At 47.3% G+C, this 20,069-nt stretch carries 16 protein-coding genes; 6 read left to right on the plus strand and 10 right to left on the minus strand.

Annotated features, from left to right (window positions below):
- Positions 1-3: 3 nt before the first annotated feature.
- Genes K2Y22_17435 through tadA (K2Y22_17445) form a run of 3 tightly spaced genes read right to left on the minus strand, consistent with a single transcriptional unit; the run spans position 4 to position 5,331 of the window.
- Positions 4-1,119, minus strand: coding sequence for a type IV pilus twitching motility protein PilT (locus tag K2Y22_17435; protein MBX9880245.1), 1,116 nt, complete (start codon positions 1,117-1,119; stop codon positions 4-6).
- Positions 1,120-1,132: 13 nt separating this feature from the next.
- Complete coding sequence (gene tadA, locus K2Y22_17440; GenBank protein ID MBX9880246.1) at positions 1,133-3,262, minus strand: Flp pilus assembly complex ATPase component TadA; 2,130 nt, start codon at positions 3,260-3,262, stop codon at positions 1,133-1,135.
- Between the two features lie 11 nt (positions 3,263-3,273).
- On the minus strand, positions 3,274-5,331 hold the full coding sequence (gene tadA / locus K2Y22_17445; GenBank protein ID MBX9880247.1) for a Flp pilus assembly complex ATPase component TadA: 2,058 nt from the start codon (positions 5,329-5,331) through the stop codon (positions 3,274-3,276).
- Positions 5,332-5,433: 102 nt separating this feature from the next.
- Between tadA (K2Y22_17445) and K2Y22_17450 the strand changes: the two genes are divergently transcribed.
- On the plus strand, positions 5,434-6,945 hold the full coding sequence (locus K2Y22_17450; protein ID MBX9880248.1) for a glycosyltransferase family 39 protein: 1,512 nt from the start codon (positions 5,434-5,436) through the stop codon (positions 6,943-6,945).
- Here K2Y22_17450 and K2Y22_17455 read toward each other — a convergent pair.
- From K2Y22_17455 to K2Y22_17465, 3 genes are all read right to left on the minus strand, one after another.
- Positions 6,932-7,954 carry an NDP-sugar synthase gene (locus tag K2Y22_17455; GenBank protein MBX9880249.1) on the minus strand — a complete coding sequence of 341 codons (1,023 nt, stop codon included), beginning with the start codon at positions 7,952-7,954 and terminating at the stop codon, positions 6,932-6,934. The genes K2Y22_17450 and K2Y22_17455 overlap by 14 nt on opposite strands.
- Positions 7,951-9,417 carry an argininosuccinate lyase gene (gene argH, locus K2Y22_17460; protein MBX9880250.1) on the minus strand — a complete coding sequence of 489 codons (1,467 nt, stop codon included), beginning with the start codon at positions 9,415-9,417 and terminating at the stop codon, positions 7,951-7,953. Before argH ends, K2Y22_17455 begins: the two co-directional genes overlap by 4 nt.
- 433 nt (positions 9,418-9,850) lie before the next feature.
- On the minus strand, positions 9,851-11,104 hold the full coding sequence (locus K2Y22_17465; GenBank protein MBX9880251.1) for an MFS transporter: 1,254 nt from the start codon (positions 11,102-11,104) through the stop codon (positions 9,851-9,853).
- A 268-nt stretch (positions 11,105-11,372) separates the two neighbouring features.
- On the opposite strand from K2Y22_17465, the gene K2Y22_17470 reads away from it, so the two are divergent.
- The gene (locus K2Y22_17470; GenBank protein MBX9880252.1) at positions 11,373-12,941 is read left to right on the plus strand and encodes a protein kinase; all 1,569 of its coding nucleotides are present in this window, start codon (positions 11,373-11,375) and stop codon (positions 12,939-12,941) included.
- On the opposite strand, the gene K2Y22_17475 is transcribed toward K2Y22_17470, so the two are convergent.
- Positions 12,934-13,908 carry an acetyl-CoA carboxylase carboxyltransferase subunit alpha gene (locus K2Y22_17475; protein MBX9880253.1) on the minus strand — a complete coding sequence of 325 codons (975 nt, stop codon included), beginning with the start codon at positions 13,906-13,908 and terminating at the stop codon, positions 12,934-12,936. The two genes, K2Y22_17470 and K2Y22_17475, sit on opposite strands and share 8 nt — an antisense overlap.
- 8 nt (positions 13,909-13,916) lie before the next feature.
- Entirely contained in the window at positions 13,917-14,852 is a 936-nt protein-coding gene (accD, locus tag K2Y22_17480) for an acetyl-CoA carboxylase, carboxyltransferase subunit beta (GenBank protein MBX9880254.1), read from the minus strand.
- A gap of 160 nt (positions 14,853-15,012) precedes the next feature.
- Here accD and K2Y22_17485 point away from each other — a divergent pair, with 160 nt between their 5' ends.
- From K2Y22_17485 to K2Y22_17495, 3 genes are all read left to right on the plus strand, one after another.
- Positions 15,013-15,843: a 16S rRNA (uracil(1498)-N(3))-methyltransferase gene (locus K2Y22_17485; GenBank protein MBX9880255.1), complete on the plus strand. Its 831-nt coding sequence runs from the start codon at positions 15,013-15,015 to the stop codon at positions 15,841-15,843.
- Positions 15,844-15,985: 142 nt separating this feature from the next.
- A complete protein-coding gene (locus tag K2Y22_17490) occupies positions 15,986-16,636 on the plus strand; it encodes a YggS family pyridoxal phosphate-dependent enzyme (GenBank protein ID MBX9880256.1) in 651 nt (216 codons plus the stop codon).
- Between the two features lie 154 nt (positions 16,637-16,790).
- Positions 16,791-17,297 (plus strand): cell division protein SepF, encoded by a 507-nt coding sequence (locus K2Y22_17495; protein MBX9880257.1) that lies wholly within the window; start codon positions 16,791-16,793, stop codon positions 17,295-17,297.
- Between the two features lie 213 nt (positions 17,298-17,510).
- Here the strand turns inward: K2Y22_17495 and K2Y22_17500 are convergent, their stop codons facing one another.
- Both K2Y22_17500 and K2Y22_17505 read right to left on the minus strand, forming a co-directional pair.
- A complete protein-coding gene (locus K2Y22_17500) occupies positions 17,511-18,377 on the minus strand; it encodes a M23 family metallopeptidase (GenBank protein ID MBX9880258.1) in 867 nt (288 codons plus the stop codon).
- A 64-nt stretch (positions 18,378-18,441) separates the two neighbouring features.
- On the minus strand, positions 18,442-18,657 hold the full coding sequence (locus tag K2Y22_17505; protein ID MBX9880259.1) for a transcriptional coactivator p15/PC4 family protein: 216 nt from the start codon (positions 18,655-18,657) through the stop codon (positions 18,442-18,444).
- A 126-nt stretch (positions 18,658-18,783) separates the two neighbouring features.
- Between K2Y22_17505 and obgE the strand changes: the two genes are divergently transcribed.
- Positions 18,784-20,064, plus strand: coding sequence for a GTPase ObgE (obgE, locus tag K2Y22_17510; GenBank protein ID MBX9880260.1), 1,281 nt, complete (start codon positions 18,784-18,786; stop codon positions 20,062-20,064).
- Positions 20,065-20,069: the final 5 nt, after the last annotated feature.

Raw genomic sequence — 20,069 nt, forward strand, 5'->3', positions numbered from 1 at the left:
CTCTCAACGTCGCCCACCCGCACCTGCATATTGTGTACCGGCAAGTAGGCGCTGTAAATCCTCCGGATGCGAGGATTTGGTCAGAGCGTCTTCCAATGAAACCTGTCCTGTTTTACATAAATTGGCAAGACATGATTCAAGCGTTTGCATGCCGTGAGCGCCGCCTGTTTGGATTGCAGAATAGATTTGAGCTGTCTTTGCTTCACGAATTAGGTTGGCAATGGCAGGAGTATTAACAAGGATTTCCAGAGCGAGTACCCGACCTTTGGTCAAGTTGGTGCCACCTTGGGTCTGTTGCAGCTTGGGAAGAAGAGTCTGGCTCAATACTGCCACTAATGATCCTGAGAGCATCACGCGCACCTGCTCTTGTTGTGCTGGAGGAAACACGTCGATAATTCGGTCAATTGTTTGTGCAGCTGAGGATGTGTGCAAGGTGCCAAAGACAAGGTGACCTGTTTCAGCGGCTGTCAGCGCTAGTTGAATAGTTTCCAAATCGCGCATTTCACCTACAAGAATTACATCGGGATCTTCACGTAAGGCAGCTCTTAAGGCATTGCCGAAACTCCTTGTGTCGTTGCCCAGTTCGCGCTGGGAAACAACTGATTGTTTGTTGCCGTGAATGAATTCAATTGGATCTTCAATAGTTAGGATGTGCTCGCAACGGTTTTCATTGATCCAGTCAATCATCGATGCCAGAGTTGTAGATTTACCAGAGCCTGTTGGTCCTGTTACCAATACAATTCCGCGAGGCTTATGGACAATTTCTTTAATTAGTGGGGGCAGTCCGAGTTCATTCATATTAGGAACTTTGGCGACAATTGTACGCAAAGCTGCCGCATAAGAACCCCTATCTCTATAAGCATTAACACGCCAACGTCCAAGTCCTTCAAGACCATAGCTGCAGTCTAACTCGTAGGTCTGCTCCAGAGTCTTGCGTTGTTCTTGGTTGATAATCGAGAAAATTAGCCGCTGCGTATCTTCTTTTGTTAATGGATCGAACTGTGTGCGAATGAGTTTGCCGGAGACACGAATAATAGGAGGCTGACCAACCTTAACGTGTAAGTCGGAAGCTCCGCGGTCATAAACCACTTGCAGTATCTCTTGCATTTCTATGGACATTATTACCGCCTTTCTAGAGGGCTATAGCCTCATTCCCCGATTGTTGTTCCAATGGTTTTGCCGGTGGTTTTTCTACCTGCTTCACCGGCTGAACGATTTTTCTTTTTGTCTGGCAATGCGGGCAGCAATGCCACGACCCAGGTACATTTGCCTGGCAGCATTCACACCTGCCATCTAACGCCGCCTCGAGTGTTGTCAGTCCGCATTTGGGACAGCTTGACCAGTGTGCTTCTTGGAAGGTGCCACATCGTTTGCAGGTTTGTTTTAGGTCGACGCGACAGAACGGACACTTCATGAAGTCGACGCCTATTGGGTTGCGGCATTTCGGACATAATTTGTCTTCGCCGCCGGTGTCGGACATTGTCACACGAATGATTTCATCAATTGTCGTCATTCCTTCACCGACCAGACGTAAGCTGTAGTCTTTCAGCGGTATCATGCCTGATTGCTTTGCTGCAAATCTGAGCATGGCAGTTGAGGCTCCTGACGAGATTAGCTCGCGAATTTCGTCATTGATACGTAAGACTTCATAAACACCAACGCGACCTTTGTAGCCGGTCTTGTTGCAAACGTCACAGCCGACACCTTTATAAAAGATAGGCAAATTGTTGTTGCCGACATTCAGGCGATAGTACTTTATCGTTGCATCTGCCAATGCCTCCTGCCCTTTGTCGAGCATGCCGATATATTCTAACAACGCTCTATCAGGAACGTAGTCGGTTTTACATTCAGCGCAAACTTTTCTTACCAGGCGTTGAGCAATAATGCCGATAGTTGCAGATGCCACAAGGAAAGGATCGATATCCATTTCTGCTAGACGTGTAATTGCGGAAGGCGCATCGTTGGTGTGAAGCGTGGTGAAAACAAGGTGACCTGTAAGAGCTGCTTCCACGGCTACCTTGGCTGTTTCTTTGTCGCGCGTTTCACCGACGAGCATGACGTCGGGATCTTGACGGAGGAAGGCTCTCAAAATACGGGAAAAATCCAGTCCTTTTTCTCTCAATACTTGAGTCTGGTTGATGCCAATCATTTCATATTCAATTGGATCTTCGGCTGTTACGATATTGACTCCAGGCGAGTTCAATTCCGCCAGTGCTGAATAGAGTGATGTACTCTTTCCGGAACCGGTTGGACCTGTAACAAAGATAATGCCGAATGGTTTGCGAATCATTTCGCGTATGTGACCCAAAGAATCGCTGTCGGTAATTAGTTTGTCCAACGACAATTGCACGTTGGAAGAATCCAAAATACGCATGACCACTTTCTCGCCGTATCGTCCAGGTACGGTGGAGACACGGAAGTCGATATCTTTGTTGGCGAAGCGCACTCTGATGCGACCGTCCTGCGGCACGCGCCTTTCCGCAATATCCAGAGATGACATCACTTTGAAGCGGGATACAAGAGCGGAGATAATTGCCTTTGGTAGTTTGCGATCTACGTAAAGCACACCATCTAGACGATAGCGAATAATCATATCTTCTTCTTGGGGCTCCGCGTGAATATCGGAGCATTTTTGCTTAATCGCTTTAGCAATAATTTGATTAGCTAGATAAATAATTGGAGCATCTTCAGCAGAACGTGCAAGGTCAATCTCGTTGATGCTCATATCGAGATCGGTGTCGATTGTATCCAGTGTGGATAAATCTACATCACCCTCGATGAACTGACGCTCTTGCTCTTCCGGAGATACGAAAAGCTCAGCTTCTCGACGAGCGTACATGGTTTCCATAAAGCTTTGGAAATCATCTTCGGTGCAGACAAGTGGACTTACTTGGAAGCCCTTTAGTCTGTATTTGATGTCGTCTAGAGCTAGGAGATTATTGGGATTGACCATGGCAATGGTCAATCTATTACCTTGGCGGGACACAGGCACAAGTTGGTGCTGGCGCATGATGCCGTCGGGCAACAGAGTCATAAGCTCCTCGTCCGCTTCAACTTTAGCCAGCGCTACATAGGGCACGCCATACTGTAACTCGAGTGCATTTTTTAGGTGGCTTTCACCAGCTAGTCCCATTCGTGAAAGAATGACGGTCAGCGGATCGCCTGTGCGGGCGCGTTCTGCTTGTACGAGCTTCAACTCCTCATCGGTAATTAAGCCGTTTTCTACAAGTAATTCGCCAATTTCTTTCTTGATAAGGGCCATTGTTTTAAGCGTTACCTCCCATTTTTTGCCGTTTGACAGTAGGGACAAGTGTCCAAAATTTCGCTGACTTCCGCCTGGCATGTCCGGCAAGAGGTTTCACATGACGCATCGTCTTTGGAAAATCCGCACTGAGCACAACTTTCCCAGGACGCTTCTTGGAAGGCGCCGCATCGTTGGCAAGTTTGTTTCAAGTCATATTGACAGAACGGACACTTAACAAAATCATCGCCGATGGGGTTGTGACAGGTGGGACAGAGTTTGTCTTGTCCTGTGGTGTCGGACATCGTTACACGTATGACTTCGTCGACACTTGTCACTCCTTGTGCAACCAGACGTATGCTGTAGTCTTTGAGTGGTATCATGCCGTTTTGCTTGGCGGCAAATCGAACATGGGATAAATTGGCGCCGGAAGCAATTAGCTGACGCAATTCATCCGATAGTCGCATGATTTCGTAAACTCCGGAACGTCCTTTGTAGCCGGTGTTCTGGCAGGTATTGCAGCCTTTGCCTTTGTAAAATATGGGCATGCCGTCATCATTTATTTTCAGGCGATAGTAATTGACCGTTGCTTCGGCGACTCTGTCATGGTGCTTTTCCATAAGACCTAAATATTCGAGCACGGATTTTTCCGGTACATATTCTTCGATGCAGTCAGTGCAAACTCGTCTTACCAATCGCTGGGCAACAACCCCGATTGTGGCTGCCGCCACCAGATATGGGTCAATTGACATTTCGGACAATCTTGTAATTGCTGATGGTGCATCGTTTGTGTGGAGCGTGGTAAATACAAGGTGACCGGTTAGAGCTGCTTCAACAGCTATTTTGGCTGTTTCTTTATCGCGTGTTTCTCCAACGAGCATAACGTCTGGATCTTGGCGCAGAAATGCTCTCAGCACGCGAGCAAAATCCACGCCTTTTTCGCGCAGTACTTGCACTTGTGTAATGCCCTTCATGTCATATTCAATCGGGTCTTCGACAGTGAGGATATTTATCTCTTTCGAGTTGCGCTCGGCAAGAGCCGCATAAAGACTAGTCGTTTTTCCGGAACCTGTCGGACCGCAGACAAAGATAATGCCATATGGCTTATTTATCATGTCTTTTATTTCGTCGAGGCTTTCCTTGTCGGAAACAAGCTTGTCCAATTGCAGTGCCGTATTGCTTTTATCGAGAAGTCTCATCACGACCTTCTCGCCGTGTTTTACAGGAAGCGTAGAGACACGGAAGTCCGTATCGCGTCCGGAGAATCTTAAGCGCATACGTCCGTCTTGCGGCACGCGTCTTTCGGCAATATCAAGGCTGCTCATGATCTTAAAGCGTGAGATTAATGGACCTAAAACCGCCTTTGGTAATTTGCGGTCAATGAACAGGACGCCGTCTAAACGATAACGAACGACAATTTGTTTTTCTTGCGGCTCGATGTGGATATCGGAATAGCGCATCTTAATTGCTTTAGCCAATATCTGGTTTGCCAGAAGAACAATTGGCTCGTCAGCCGCCTGCTTGGCCATCTCAATTTCAGAAAATTCTTGCTTCTGTTCGTTGATGATGGACAAGGCTGAGGTTAAGTCGACTTCTTGATCTAAATACGCTTGCTGAGCTTCCTCGTGTTCGCCCGGGCCGGCTTTAGACATGAACTTGCCATAGCAAGTCTCCATGAAATATTGGAAGTCATCTTCGGTGCAGACCATTGGTTTGATATGCAAACCTTGCAGTCTGTATTTGATGTCATCGAGCGCCACCAAGTTGTTAGGATTTACCATCGCCAACAGGAGCCTATCGCCCTCTTTGCCAATGGGGGCGACTTGGAATTTACGCATGATGCTTTCAGGCAGCATGCCAAGGGTGTCATCATCCGGTGTGCTGTTAGCTAATGCGACATAGGTGACGCCGTATTTGAGTTCCAGGGCGGTCTTGAGGTGGTTTTCTGTAACCAACCCCATTTTGGCCAGTACCATGGAGAGCGGCTCCCCTGTACGGGCGCGCTCTTCTTGGGCCTTTTGTAACTCCTCGTCGGTGATTAGCCCGTTGTCGACGAGAAGGTCGCCAAATTCCTTTTTGACAAGGGCCATGGTAGCCTTCCGTGTCACTCCGTCAGCTTTTAATGTTCCCGAAAGTTTGGACAGCTAAACATTTAACCTAAAATAGACTGATTAATATAATTGGAGGCCACCGTGCTCCGCAAAGACGTCCAGACCCTAGTTTTGATCCTCATCTTGGCTTTTGGCTTGCGCCTATCCGGCTTGGGCTTTGAGAGTCTTTGGCTGGATGAGTGTTATCAAACGCTGATTGAGACCTATGGGCATGAGGCTCCTGATTTTGCCTCAGTAAGCGATACGCCGTATCTCTTTCAATTCAGAGACTTAGTTGATACCGCCGCGCTTATGAAGAACTTTTCCAAGGTGGATTCGGTTTGCCCGCCTTTATACGCGGTAATCCTCAATAAGTGGCTGCAAGTCTTCGGTGGTTCTGATATTGAAATTCGGTTTTTATCTTGTTTTACTTCCCTTTTGGCGCTGGCAGCCGTTTATGTCGTAAGCCGAAGTATATTCAATACTCAGACCGCAATATTTGCCGGACTGCTGATGGCTGTTTCGCCATTTGATATCGGCTATGCACAGGAAGCGCGCATGTATAGCCTTGTTGAACTTGCCTCTGTTGTTTCGTTTGGCAGTTTGATTATTATATGCCGCTGGAAGGATTCTAAGCTGCCCATTTTGCCTTGGGCATTTTATGTGACTTTTACTTGGGCACTACTTAATAGCCACTACACTGCACTGTTTATTGCTTTTGCCGGCGGTTTGTGGGGCCTCATAGAAATAATCCGAAAGCGCAGTCTCAGACTTTTCTTGACTCTTTGCGCCGGCTGGCTGGCAGTTGCAATCTTATGGCTGCCTTGGTTGCCCTTTCTTTTCAAAGCGATTAGTGCTCGCAAGGGCTCGCTCTATGTAGCTAGGGAATTTTCCTGGTCTTGGCCTTTGTATGCGTTGTTTTGCAAGATACCTATCAATTGGTTGTCTTATATATGCGGGCGGCGCGTTGCAGTGATACCGCTCTATGCCACTGCCGCCTCGTTTTTATTGTTGGCGCTGAGAAAGACATTGGCTAAATCAGAGCAGTTAAATTCATTTCTAGCACTTTGGTTTTGGGTGCTGGTGCCGGCTTTGTGTATTTGGTTAACCGATGTTGTACAAAGTAATCGCATTATAGAAGTCTCTCGCTACTTGATTGGTACCGCTCCGGCAATGTACATACTGTGTGGTGCGGGATTAGCTTCCGTCAGCAAGCACTACAAGTTTTGGTTGTATGTGCTCGTATGCCACAGCGTGTTGGCAATGGCTAATAACACTTACCAACACATTGTCCCTCAAAAGGAACCATGGAGACAAATGGCTCAAATGGTGGAGTCCAAGGTCGCAGACGATATGCTCTTTGTTTGCCAGCCCTACGACATTGTTTGTTTGGATAGATATCTGCACAGTCCGCGCAAGCAAATTGGTCTTAGCACCGCCATGAATGAGGAAACCGTGTCGAAGACCGTCGGCAAATACAACAGGTTTTGGCTGTTAACAGCTTTGGATGGCGAAGCAATTATTACGCGCATGCCCAAAAACCTTGCTGTAAAGCAAGAATTTAAACTTGGGCGGGGACTGAATTTGCGTTTGTATGAGGTTACGAAACAGTAGCGGCTTCTAGGTGGCGCGAACCGTTTTTAACCACGCAATTGTTGCCGATGACGCATTGAGTCAAGCTGACGCCCGGCTCAATGTTGCTGTCTGACCAGACAACCGTATCGCGCAGCTCGCTGTCTGCACCAATGGTGCAATTGTCGCCAATTATCACATTGCCGAAAATCTTTGCGCCGGCTTCAATGCGGCTATTTGCTCCAAGCATCAAATTGCCTTTTATGCGGGCGCTCTCGTCAATGTAGGCATTGTTGCCGACATATCCGAAGTCAACGTGATTTCCCGGCATTTTGAGTTTCAATTTGCCTTCTAAGGCATCAAAGTTGGATACGCGATATTGCTTGATAGTACCCACATCCGACCAATAATCAGTAATTTCATAGCCTAGAACAGGCAGACCTTCTTTTACCAAAAGGGGAAACAGTTGCTTGCCGAATCCAAAAGACCCGTCTTTGGGAATGTGGTTGAAGACTTCCGGCTCAAGAATGTAAATGCCTGTGGAAGCTAAGTCGGACAGTGCTTCTTTTGGATCCGGCTTTTCTTGAAAACCAGTGATAAAGCCGTCTTTGTTAGTTAGCACAACGCCGAATTGGCTGACGTCATCAACGCGTTTGATACCAATAGTTGCCAGAGCTTTTTTCTCTTTATGTGCTTTGATCAATTTTGAAAGATCTGCATCTGTGAGCAAGTCGCCCATTAAGACTATAAACGTGTCATCCTGCAAAAACTCTCTGCAAGCGCGTACGCCGCCGGCATCCCCGCTTAATTCTTTTTCGTGATGCCAGGTAAGTTTAGTACCGAACTTAGAGCCGTCACCAAAATATTCGATAAGCTTGTCCGGTAAATGGTGCAAATTGGCAATAATATCGGTTATGCCGTGGTCTGAAAGCAGGTTGATTATGTGTTCCATAACAGGAACATTACAGACTGGAACCAGTGGTTTCGGTATTTGTGTCGTCAGGGGATCCAGCCGGGAACCAACTCCAGCTGCCAGTACCATTGCTTTCATGATTTGGTTTGCTTCTCCTTTTGCTTATTGTCCATTTGTTTTTCCAACAGCCTATTGGCAAATTTGCTGGGTAATCTTTGTCTGTCGTGAACAAGAAATTCTTCTGCGCGTTTTAGAGCGGCTGAAACTTGTTCAAGTGATGTGCCGCCAAAAGATGAACGAGCTGAAACAGATCCCTCAATAGTTACGTGCTCGTAAATTTCATTGTCAAAAGCAGCAGAGAAATGCTGCCACTCGGAAAGAGCAAGATCCGAGAGATCTTTGTTGCGCTCTTTGCAGTATTGAACAATTGATTCGATAATTTTTGCCGCCTTGTCGGGAGCGGTGTCACGCTCGACTAGATAGTCAACGGCATTGGCAGCGTTTGTCAGATCTTGCGATGCCGCTTCTTTCATTCGCTCAGCATCAAAGCGCAATGCCGGCAAAAGTTTTCCTGTCAACTCAAGTAGAAACTTCAAGGTATCAACCATGTCAATTAAGCCTGGTAGACATTCTTGTAGGTCCTGACTGAAGGCAAATGGCAACCCCTTTAATTCGGCGCAAAATTCGTTTAACCGACCAAAAATTTGCGATGGACGCGAACGCAGTATTTCTAGGAGCTCGGGATTGCGCTTTTGCGGCATGTTCAAACTGCGTAGTCCAAAAGCCCTCGGCAGTTTTACAAAGGCGAATTCTTGTGTTGCCCATAGAAGCAAATCAGAACTCATTTGCGACAAGTGAATGCCGACAAGCGCCGCGAAGGAACCAAACTCGATTAAATAGTCGCGGTCGGCAACTGCATCAAGGCTATTTTCGATGACATCGGCAAAGCCTAGATAAGATGCCACCAGTTTGCGGTCGATGGGTTGAGTGGTGCCGGCTAAGGCACTGGCACCCAGAGGCAGTGTGTTTAATCTGCCGTAAAAATCCAAAAGTCTTTCCGTATCGCGGCGTAGTCTAGCTTCATTAGCCAGCCACCAGTGAGACAGGAGAATTGGAACAGCCGGCTGCATGTGCGTGTAGCCAGGCATGGAAACACTCAAGTCACGCTTGGCCAATTCCAGAAGACTTTGCCTGACTGCTAAAAGGTGCTCGAAGATTTCCACTGTCGAGTCGCGTAACCAGAGCCGAATGTCGGTGGCAATTTGGTCGTTGCGCGATTTTGCCAGCTTAATAGCTTGGCTAGCCTCGCCGATTAATTCAGCCAAGCGTCTTTCAACGCCGGCATGGATGTCTTGATCTTCGCTTTTTAAAGGAGACTTGCCGTTCTTAACTTCGGTAAGGATAGTCTGCAGACCGTCAATTACCGTTTTTGCAACTTGCTTGTCGATAATGCCTTGTTCACCAAGCATTTGTACGTGCGCTTGAGAGCATGCCAAGTCATGCGGTAACAACAACTGTTCCACACGTGGATTTTGCCAGAAGCGACCTACTTGCTCGCAATTGGCAGAAATTTCAGAGCTTTGATTATTTTCGCTCGTCATCGCAAACACCAGTCTGACTAGTTATTAGCGTAGCAGATAGGTTGTAGACCTGATTGAGCAGTGGTTAACTAAGCGGCTTTAGTCTTAGACTTGAGCTTCTTGACCTTTTCAATTTGCTTCTGGTAGCGATTGAATTCCTGTTGATATCTTTTTTGCACGTCTTGCGTGGGTGTTTCTTTCTTGGCTGACATAGCTTTTCGCTTTGACCTTCTATTTCATTCTTCGTTTAAATCTTTGAGCTGGATATGATATTTGCTTGGCAGCTCTCCAAGCTTTTCGACTATTTGAGGCAACTCGCCTTTTAGGAAAATTAGTGTGGACAATATAGCATATTTTTAATGATTCACAACCCTCGTTGACTGACAGGGCTTCTTGAAAACCCTGTATTTTTTGTTTTTTCTCTTGAGACTAATATGCCCAAAAAGGGCCTTTCTTAGACAACTGCAGCGTTGTCAGGCGTCTTTTTCTTCCCGTTTGAGTCTGAGCCGTTAGGCTTCAGGTCCGGCAAGGTGAAGCCCAAGCCGGCTACAACCAGCATGGTTGCTGCACCTATAAGATAGGGCGCTCCCAATCCCAGGTGTTCGAAAGCAAAGCCGCCGGCAATTGGTCCTAAGATGCGACCAAGAGTGGAAAGCGATTGACCGACACCCATAATGCCGCCTACTTTTCCCTTGTCCGACAAGCGAGACAACATGCTTTGGTTGGAAGGAGTGTTAATTCCAGAGCCGAGTGCTAGAAGGAATAGCGCTGCATACAAAACAGGCACACTTGTTGTTGCCGGAGTTAAAAGCAATCCGGCTGCCACCAATATTGAGCCTGCGACTATCAACTTCTTTTCGCCGAATCGCTTGGACAAGCGTCCAATTAATCCGCCTTGCACGAACACCATGATGATACCTATAAAGAAAAACATCCAGGCGTTTTGTGCGGCAGAAAAGTGAAACTGTTTTTCCGTCAGCAAAACAAGTGTGGCCTCCATGTTGGCAAAAGCAAACGTGGAAATGAAAAATATCAGCAATGATGCTTTCAATTTGTCATTGCGCAAAGTGTTCCAGTAGAAGTTTGGTTCCACTGAATAACGTTCGTGAGCGGCCTGTGACCTAGTCTCAGGTTCAGGCAGCAGGAAAAACGTAAGCACCAAATCAATGATGCTGCATGCGGCTGCTAAATAACCAATAGTGTTTAAACCAAATGGTGATGCCAGTCCACCAATGGCTGGTCCAAGTACAAAACCAAGACCAAATGCTGCACCAATTAATCCCATGCCTTTTGCGCGATTTTCTTCAGTTGTTACATCAGAGATGTAAGCCTGAGCTACAGCCAAATTGGCGTTGCCGAATCCAGCGACGAGACGGGACAAGAAAAGCATCGGCAGGGAAGCGGAAACTCCCCAAATTAGATAGCCGATGGCAGATGCCAGCAAACTCGTTAGAAGAATTGGGCGTCGGCCGACTTTATCGGATAAGCGTCCCCAGAAAGGTGTAAAGAAGAACTGCATCAGAGAATAAGATGCCAAGAGGAGCCCAACCAGTGTGGCATTGGCGCCAAACTTTTCTGCGTAGGTTGGCAAGACCGGGATGATGATGCCGAATCCAACAAGGTCAATAAAGACCGTTAGAAATATGAGCAGAAGTGCCATTTTGCCTGGCTTGGCTGGGTTTTCAGAAGCTTTTACTTGGTTAGTCATAATCTCTTTTGAGTTCTTCGGGCACCTTGCCGAGGAGCTCTGTTACCTTACGAACCGACTAGTTTAACCCTTTGTCGCTTTGCTTCCCACGCTAAGCATTTAAACTTTGGCGCTTCTATGTCACCATAGTGACGCGAGCGAAGCCTTGTCTGGGTAAGAAAATACAAGCGTAGCGCAGAGCGGCGAAGAGCCGGTCGCAGCGAAGCGAAGAAGGAACTGCCGGACGGCGAGCGAAGGTGAAGCGAAGCGCAACCGGAGCGTTACCAACTTGAAATTATGTCTTAATTGTGGCGGCAAATTTGACGATGAGAAAACTCATTGTCCAGCCGACGGAGTGAAGTTAGTTTCATTGGAAGGCGGCTCATTAGTCGGCACCGTTATAGATGATCGCTACAAGATTGAATCTATAATTGGGCGTGGTGCTCTAGGTACGGTTTATAAAGCTAATCAAGAATTAGTTGGGCGACCGGTAGCCGTCAAAGTTTTGCACAACTATCTAATTGCCGATCCTGATACCGTTAAAAGATTTCAGCAAGAAGCCCGCGGTGTAAGCAGACTGAAGCATCCGCACATCATTACCGTTTTTGACTACGGACTTTTGCCCAACGGACTTCCCTACATCGCTATGGATTATCTTGAAGGCGACACTCTTGCCAAAGTTTTGCATGAGCGCAAATTGCTTTCCGTAAAAGAGTTGATGCCGATAATCAAACAAGTCTGTGATGCGCTTGAGGAAGCGCACAATTGTGGTGTCATTCACCGTGATGTCACTCCGGACAACATCGTGCTTATTGAACAAGGTGGGCAACAGAATTTTGTCAAAGTCGTTGACTTTGGAATTGCAAAATTATTGCGTGTGGATGGCGAGACATTATCCAGCTTGACCAAAGCCGGCGCTGTCGGCGGCAGTCCTATCTATATGAGTCCGGAGAGAATTACTAATAAGGATATCGATAATCGAAGCGACATTTATTCGCTTGGTGTAGTCGTTTTTGAGGCGTTGGTTGGTCGTCCGCCTTTTGCCTCGACTGATGCGGCAAGGCTTATGCTTGCGCAAGTGAATGAAGTTGCGCCAAGGCTCAAGGATGTGCGTCCGGATTTTCTCTTTCCGCAAGAGCTTGAAGATGTAATTGCAAAGGCGTTAGCCAAAGCACCGGAAGATCGCCAATCTTCTATGGCGCAGTTGCGTGATGAGTTAATGTCCGCCACTAACAAGATGCTTGCCAGTTTCGGCAAAATCGACCTTGCTGCTGAATTGGAAGCAGCTGCAGCTCCTAAGGAGCCGGAATCTGTTTCCGGACAGGAGATGTCCGATCTCTTCCGTAATGTCGTGGAAAGCAAAGGCAAAAAACTTGCCGAGCATATTCAGATGCGCGAAGAAATTGCCGCTGAGCAAGAGAAGCAACGCGATCGCCAACGAGATCACGCTTACAAAGTAAAAACGGACGTGTCGATTTTTAGTCGTTTGGTTGCCTATGTGCAAATTTTGGTGCCGTACTTGATGTGTTTGATTTTGCTGACGGTGCTCATTTGGTTTGTTCGCACTGAACCCATGTTTTCCTCTTTCTTCAAAGACAACAAAGTAAGCCAGTCGGAAATCGACAAGCTAATAAGTGCCGGCAAATTGCATCAAGCAAAAGAACTTTTGGAATCTGCGCAGAAATCAGGCATATTAAGCAATGCGGATTTCGAGACGCTTAACAGGGTTTATTTGCGTCTGGCAAAGCACTACATCAAATACAAGGATTATCGCCAGGCAAAAGCTGTTTTGGAGAAAGTTTCTCCAAAATCCACCATTTATAAACAGTCCCAGTCTTTGCTGAAACGACTTAAATAGACTCTCTAAAAGCGCCCATATTGCGGAACTTGTTTTGTCTGTCCGCTCTGATTTGTTCAGGCGACATTTTTGTCAAGTCTTTCAGGTGAGTAACAATTTTTGCTTTGGCATTAAGGGCAGCAACTGCCGGATCATGTTGCGCACCGCCTAATGGTTCACTGATTACTTCATCAGCTACCGCCAGCGACAAGATTTCGCGAGCAGTCATTTTCATTGCCTGGCAGGCTTGTGAAACTTTGTCTGCTGATCTCCACAGAATAGATGCGCAGCCCTCCGGTGAAATTACCGAGTAAACAGCATGCTCCAACATGAGAATGCGATTGGCAACGCCTATCGCCAGAGCACCACCTGATCCACCTTCACCTGTGACAACAGCTATAACAGGCACCGTTAGTCCGGCCAATTCGCGCAAGTTTCTGGCGATTGCCTCAGACTGATTGTGTTCTTCAGCGGTCATACCAGGATAAGCTCCCGGCGTGTCGATCAATGTAATGATCGGCAGGTTGAATTTTTGTGCGTGCTGGAAAACCCTTAAAGCTTTGCGATATCCTTCAGGTTGAGGCATGCCGAAATTGCATTGCTGCTTGTCGCGCAATGCGCGACCTTTTTGCGTACCGACTGCAACGCAGTTGAATTGATCCATTGCTACCAAGCCGGCAACCATAGCCGGATCGTCAGCACCGCGTCTGTCACCGTGTAATTCGACCCAATTGGGATCCCAGTGAGCGAAATAATCTCTTGTATAAGGACGCTGCGGATGACGAGCGATAGCCAGGTGATCGATAGCTCTCAAATTTGTATATAGTGTGCGGCGAAGTTGGTTGTATTGCTCGCTCAGTTGAGCAATGTCTTTAGCTAGCTCCGGGTTTTCGGCAAGCTGCGTTTCCAAAGCTTCAATTTGCGCTGCCAGATTAGCCAGCGGCATTTCAAACTCTAAAGGTGCGGTTTTCTTTTCGGTTGGTGGCATGACAGCTCCTACGAGGCTGAATAGATTTTTGATTGCGAATGCGACTGTGATTTCACCGGCGGCTTATTGGAATTTTGTTTGCCGGCATGATGGAACGCGACCAATTTGCCCAGCATCTGCTTCATATTGCCTCTGTCGACAACCATGTCTACTTGACCATTTTTCATCAGGTATTCGGCAGTCTGGAAGTCAGCCGGCAGTTTTTGTCTTATTGTCTGTTCAATAACACGGCGACCGGCAAAACCTACACGGGCTCCCGGCTCGGCAATGATAATGTCTCCGAGCATGGCAAAGCTGGCTGTTACGCCGCCAAATGTCGGTTCTGTAAGAATAGATATGTAGAGCAAACCTGCTTCATCAAGTAATTGCAGCGCGGAACTCGTCTTAGCCAATTGCATGAGCGAAAGGATTCCTTCCTGCATTCGAGCCCCGCCTGAGCTGGAAATGATAATTACTGCCATATGGTGTTTGATGGCATACTCAACCAGTCGAGCAATTTTTTCACCGACAACTGAGCCCATTGAGCCGCCGAAGTGAGCAAAGTCCATGACAGCTAAAGCAACGGCATTGCCGTCAATTTTGCAGTGCCCCGTAACGATGGCTTCCTTAAGTCCTGATTTGCGTTCGGCATCAGCCTGGCGCGAAGGATATGGTTCACTGTCAACGAACTCTAATGGATCGGCGGACACTAAATTGGCATCTAATTCAACAAATGTATCGGCATCGGACAATTGCTCTATGCGTTGCATGGCACCGATGCGGAAGTGGTACTGGCATTTAGGACAGACGTGCAGATGATTGCGCAGGTCGCGAGTGTAGAGAAGCTCGCGACATTGAAAGCATTGTGTCCACAGAGCGCAGTACTCTTCCGTGGTCAGAGGTTGCTTAACCTGTAATGTGTCGCGCCGTTTTTGCCGGTTTGCGAACCACTCCTTCAGGTCCATCTCGTACGCCATCCTTTTTTGTATTGCGCCCGTTATGCTTAACTAGCGCTGGAGTTGATTGGCCAACTTATGCCATCTTCGACATCTCGACGGCTAAACTAAACGATTAGCCGGAGGGCAAAGAATCCATAATAATGAACAAGGGAAGATTATATCATTGATGACCGAGCATCCTCTTAGCAAGTCCTTATCTAGATTTTTTGTCGATCCGGTCCTTGTTGACAAAGCGGCAAGGCGGGCACGTATTGTCGATTTGCAGCAAATTAAGCAAATAAGTAATGTCTTGAGACTGAGCGTTGGAAGTCATATAGTAATACTGGATGGCAAGGGGCTTGTTGCTCGCTGCTTGATTACCGAGTTGAGTAAGAAGCAAGTCCTGCTTGACATTATTGAAGAACTTGAAGCAATTGCTGAGGCGCCAGTGTCGGTTACAGTGGCCATGCCTCTTTTAAGAGGCGGACGCTTTGATTGGGCATTGCAGAAAATGACTGAACTCGGTGTCCATCAAGTGACTCCCATAATTTGCGCGCGATCAGTTGTGACTGTTGATCTGCGAAACGAGAAGGACAAGAAGGAAAAGCTTGATCGTTGGACGGCAATTGCGCGTGAAGCAGCGGAGCAATGCGAAAGATCAATAGTCCCGGAAATTCGATCTCCAATTGCGTTCGCGGATCTTATGGCACCATCTGCGGTGAGTGATGAGATGTGGAATCTCAAAGTAATTTGCGCTGAGAGATCCGACGGAACTTTGTTAAGTCACGTGTTACTTACATTGCTCAACGAGGGAAATGGCCATCAGATCTCTCATGCATTGCCGATGAATATACTTGTAGTTGTCGGTCCTGAAGGCGGATTTACAGACGAAGAGATCGAAAGTGCTGATCAGGCGGGCTTTCAATTGGTATCACTTGGACCCAGAATACTGCGCTCTGAAACGGCAAGTGTATATGCGTTAGCACAAGTCATCACCATACTCGGTGATATTGAATAATCGCGTCGTAGATTAATCTCGATCTTCAAAGCTTGACAAAATATAAAATTCAAAGTCTTATAATAGACGGTGATTGAAATTCACTGCGAACACATGCGTGTGTTTTTGGCATGTTTACTATTAGCGTTATTAGGTCATGGTTGTGGCTGACAATTTAGCAAGGGTGAGGGAAGCGATCGGCGCAGCGCCGGTGAGACTCGTTGCCGTTACTAAGACAGCCTCCATAACGCAAATTGAAGAAGCATATGCGGCTGGTGTCACTGATTTCGCTGAAAATCGCGTTCAGGATGCGATCAAAAAGCAGGAACAGCTATCGCCGGAAGTGGCCGATAAAGTAACTTGGCACTTCATCGGGCATTTGCAAACGAACAAGATCAACAAAGTGATCGGCCGCTTCGATTTGATCCATTCGATCGATTCTTTCGATCTCGCAGAAGAAGTTTCGCGTGCTGCGATCGCAAAAAAGATCGTTCAACCCGTTTTGTTGCAAGTGAAAATGGCCGACGATCCAAACAAAGGTGGCTTCACGCCTGATGATCTGAAGGATCGTTTTTCGGATCTGCAGAGGCTTTCTGGTATCAGAGTGGATGGATTGATGACGATTGCACCATTCACCACCGATAACACCACTTGGCGATTTTGCTTTAAGGGGTTACAATTATTGCGCAGCGAACTAGAAAGCGTTTACGGCGTCAAATTGAAAGAGTTATCCATGGGAATGACGCAAGACTACAAAGAAGCGATAGCCTGTGGATCAACAATGGTGCGTTTAGGACGAGCGATATTTGACTGACACAGGAAGCGGAGCAAGAGCGGCGATGAGCCGGTCGCCAGCGAAGCGAAGAAAGGTAGCCGGACGGCAAGCGAAGGTGTAGCGATAGCGAAACCGGAGCGAAACAAAAAAATTTATTCCAGGTAAGGCAAGGATTTAGGTAAGGAGGAACTCAGTGAGCAACATCGTGCAAAAGTTTAAGAACTTCTGGTTTGGTCCTTCAGAGAACTATGACCAAGAAGATTTTGAAGAGCTTTTCGAAACCACTGATGATATCTACGCAACAAGCGGGCAATTAGCATTGCAAAAAGCACCAGTAGTAGATCCAATCAGATCGTTGAAGCATGCAATCAGCGGCGGTCAAAAGGTCGTCGATCACCCAAGCGCACAAGCATCATCGGAAGTCTTGGTAATAGAGCCGAGATCATATGATGAGTCGCTTGAGATAGTGGAGCATCTGCGTGGACGCAAGTCCGTATTGATGAATCTCCATCATCTTGACAATGCGGAATCACAACGCGTCATTGATTTCTTGTCGGGGGCAACCTTTGCCATCGATGGTCATCAGCAAAAAATTGGCGACCAAGTATTCCTATTTGTGCCGGCAACAGTAACTATCTCTGCCGAGTCTACCCATTCAAAAGCTATCAAAGAAGCTTTCTGGATGAAGCAGAACGGCTAAGTCCAAAAGTATAAGTAAGGATTTTCTCCTAACACTTGTGGAAATAAAAGAGGGCGGGCAACCGCCCTCTTTTATTAGTGGGCGCATGCAATGCGCCCACTACAACTTTGTCATCTCGAGCGACCGAACCCAGTGAGGGAGTCGAGAGATCTCGCAAATCAACTGGTGGTTCTTGCCGGAGTCGTCATTAGTGACTGTTACTCCGAATGGTTGCTAGTAAACCTGCTTGTACCAATCAGTCGGATTGGTGGCAACTTGATTTACATATAGACTGAAGTGCAAGTGCGGTCCATTTGCTCGGCCGCTTTGTCCAATCTTTCCGATCACTTCACCCGCTTTAACCGTGTCGCCTTCTTTGACGAGCATTTTACTTAAGTGAAGATAGAAAGAAACGACGCCTTGTCCGTGATCAATACAAATTACATTACCATGCAGTTTATAACCTGAGCGTGCCAGTATCACTGTCCCTGGTGCAGTTGCTTTGACTGGTGATCCTAGTCCACCTGCGTAATCAATTCCTGAATGGAAATAGTCATCCTGCATTTTGCCGTTAACGATTCTCTTCAAACCAAATTGCGTTGATATGCGAGCCGGTGAAGGAATAGTGAATACATTATTCCAAAGTCTTTGACTGCTCAAAGTCTCTTTGCACTTTTGAATGGCTTCCATTTCTCCTGGTGCCGGTTCAAGTGATGCAACCTTTTTGGGCAAAGACAATCTCTGCACAGGAAATTTTCCATCGATGACTTTAATTGCGCGCTCATCGCTGCCGATTTTCATTTTGTAATCGCCCGGTTTTAGGTCTGCAGGCACACCAATAAGCGTTTGGTAAGTCGATTCTCTTGCATTGGTATCACTTGCTACCGGTTCTGTTTGGAATGTCTGATAAGTCGATTTGTTGAATGACACTACAGGCGGAGTATCAAATATGCCTTTGATCTTGACTTCGATTGTTTGGCCTTGTTTTGGTGTCTCTCTGGAGATAGCTATTTCTGATGCGATTGTTGCTCGTGCGGACGTAATTAGAACAACTACTGCTGCGAGTGCTAGCGTGAAACTGCCTACCTTATTATGCGTCACTATCTACTCCCTACAAAAAATCGAAGGCCAATTGGGTTGGCCTTCTGAAACACTTTCAGCCCTATTACTTCTCTTTGGGAGCCAATTCATCCAAAGCTGCGCGTAAAGCGTCAACTTTGTCCAGCGGAAGCGCTACACCCTTTTTGGATGGCTTTGACTCGCCGTCCTTATCGAGGTACCACTCGCGAATGTGCAGATAGCGTGTGCCGCGATACTCGTCGATGTAGACAGTAATGGTTTCGCCGCGTGATTTTTCGTGTATCGTGACTTTGTTTTCCAAGGGAAGGTCCTCCACCTTTCGAAAATTTACCCTGCCAAGTGCTTCCTGAATCTACTATCTCATACAAGTATATAAAATTATTAGGAACAATAGAACTTTAATTTAAAATTGCGAGAAACTTACGTTATGAGTCAGTTTATCGATCAAGTCAAGATAACGGTACGTTCCGGCGACGGCGGCAACGGCATGGTTGCCTGGCGTCAGGAGAAGTACGAGCCCATGGGCGGACCCTTTGGCGGCAACGGCGGTCGGGGCGGCAATGTTATTGTCCAGGCAAGCCCTGATTTGGGCACACTTTTGGACTTCCGCTACAAGGTCAATTATGAGGCTGCCCATGGAGCCAAAGGCGGCTCCAAGCGCAAACACGGAAAAGATGCCCCGGACTTAGTGATTAAGGTGCCTGTCGGAACAGTCGTCTATGACGCGCGCACAGGTACCGCTATTGCCGATTTAAGTGCGCCACACCAGAAAGTAATGGTTGCCCAAGGCGGGCGTGGCGGGCGTGGTAACGCCGAATTGGCAACGCCGACAAGAAGGGCTCCGGCCTTTTGTGATCCGGGCGAACCGGGCATCGAGCGCGAGCTTGAATTTGAGCTCAAGCTGATGGCAGACGTCGGCATAATCGGTTTGCCGAATGCCGGCAAATCGAGCTTGCTATCGCGACTGACGGCCGCTCATCCCAAAATTGCTGCCTATCCGTTTTCGACGCTTGAACCCAACTTGGGTGTTGTAAAAAGACCTGATGGTGACGGCTACGTTTTGGCCGACATTCCTGGACTAATTGAAGGCGCGTCCACTGGTGTTGGACTCGGACACAAGTTTTTGCGGCACATTGAACGGACGAGATTGCTTGTGCATCTTGTTGATATTGCTGCCGAAGATCCAATTGCCGATATCGATATCATCAATAAAGAGCTTCTCCTCTATGAACGCGATTTAGACAAGTTGCCGCAATTGCTTGTTGTGAACAAGGCGGATTTGTTGCCCGAAGAAGATCGCGACAAACTAGTTGAAGAATTGAAAAAGAAGTTGAAGGTACCTGTCTACGTTATTTCCTGTGCCACCAATTTCGGCCTCGATGATTTGAAAAAACTTCTGCTGGATAATTTGGCCAAATTGGGACCGAGATTTGTGCCGACGGAAGTCGAGGCAGACGAGTTGGCTTTCCAGCATCCTGATGGCGGCTTTGAAATTGTGCGTTCGAAAAAACAATTTCACGTTCTCGGTGACAGAGTAGTTAGACACTTAGCGGTTACAAATTTGCGCGATCCCGAGGCGTTGTTTCACTTCCATAGAGTTTTGCGGGCAATGGGTGTTATCGATGCGCTGCTTGCCGAAGGTGCTGTACCCGGAAGTGAAGTTGTGATTGGCGAGACCGTCTTTGCCTTTGGGGCAGACTGGGGCTAAGACTG

Source organism: Candidatus Obscuribacterales bacterium (assembly GCA_019744775.1).
GTDB lineage: Bacteria > Cyanobacteriota > Vampirovibrionia > Obscuribacterales > Obscuribacteraceae > SBAT01.

What these genes read in the sequence shown, in the direction of transcription:
- K2Y22_17435 (MBX9880245.1), bottom strand. Translation starts at nt 1,119, where the DNA reads ATGTCCATAGAAATGCAAGAGATACTGCAAGTGGTTTATGACCGCGGA.
- tadA (MBX9880246.1), bottom strand. Translation starts at nt 3,262, where the DNA reads ATGGCCCTTATCAAGAAAGAAATTGGCGAATTACTTGTAGAAAACGGC.
- tadA (MBX9880247.1), bottom strand. Translation starts at nt 5,331, where the DNA reads ATGGCCCTTGTCAAAAAGGAATTTGGCGACCTTCTCGTCGACAACGGG.
- K2Y22_17455 (MBX9880249.1), bottom strand. Translation starts at nt 7,954, where the DNA reads ATGAAAGCAATGGTACTGGCAGCTGGAGTTGGTTCCCGGCTGGATCCC.
- argH (MBX9880250.1), bottom strand. Translation starts at nt 9,417, where the DNA reads ATGACGAGCGAAAATAATCAAAGCTCTGAAATTTCTGCCAATTGCGAG.
- K2Y22_17465 (MBX9880251.1), bottom strand. Translation starts at nt 11,104, where the DNA reads ATGACTAACCAAGTAAAAGCTTCTGAAAACCCAGCCAAGCCAGGCAAA.
- K2Y22_17475 (MBX9880253.1), bottom strand. Translation starts at nt 13,908, where the DNA reads ATGCCACCAACCGAAAAGAAAACCGCACCTTTAGAGTTTGAAATGCCG.
- accD (MBX9880254.1), bottom strand. Translation starts at nt 14,852, where the DNA reads ATGGACCTGAAGGAGTGGTTCGCAAACCGGCAAAAACGGCGCGACACA.
- K2Y22_17485 (MBX9880255.1), top strand. Translation starts at nt 15,013, where the DNA reads ATGACCGAGCATCCTCTTAGCAAGTCCTTATCTAGATTTTTTGTCGAT.
- obgE (MBX9880260.1), top strand. Translation starts at nt 18,784, where the DNA reads ATGAGTCAGTTTATCGATCAAGTCAAGATAACGGTACGTTCCGGCGAC.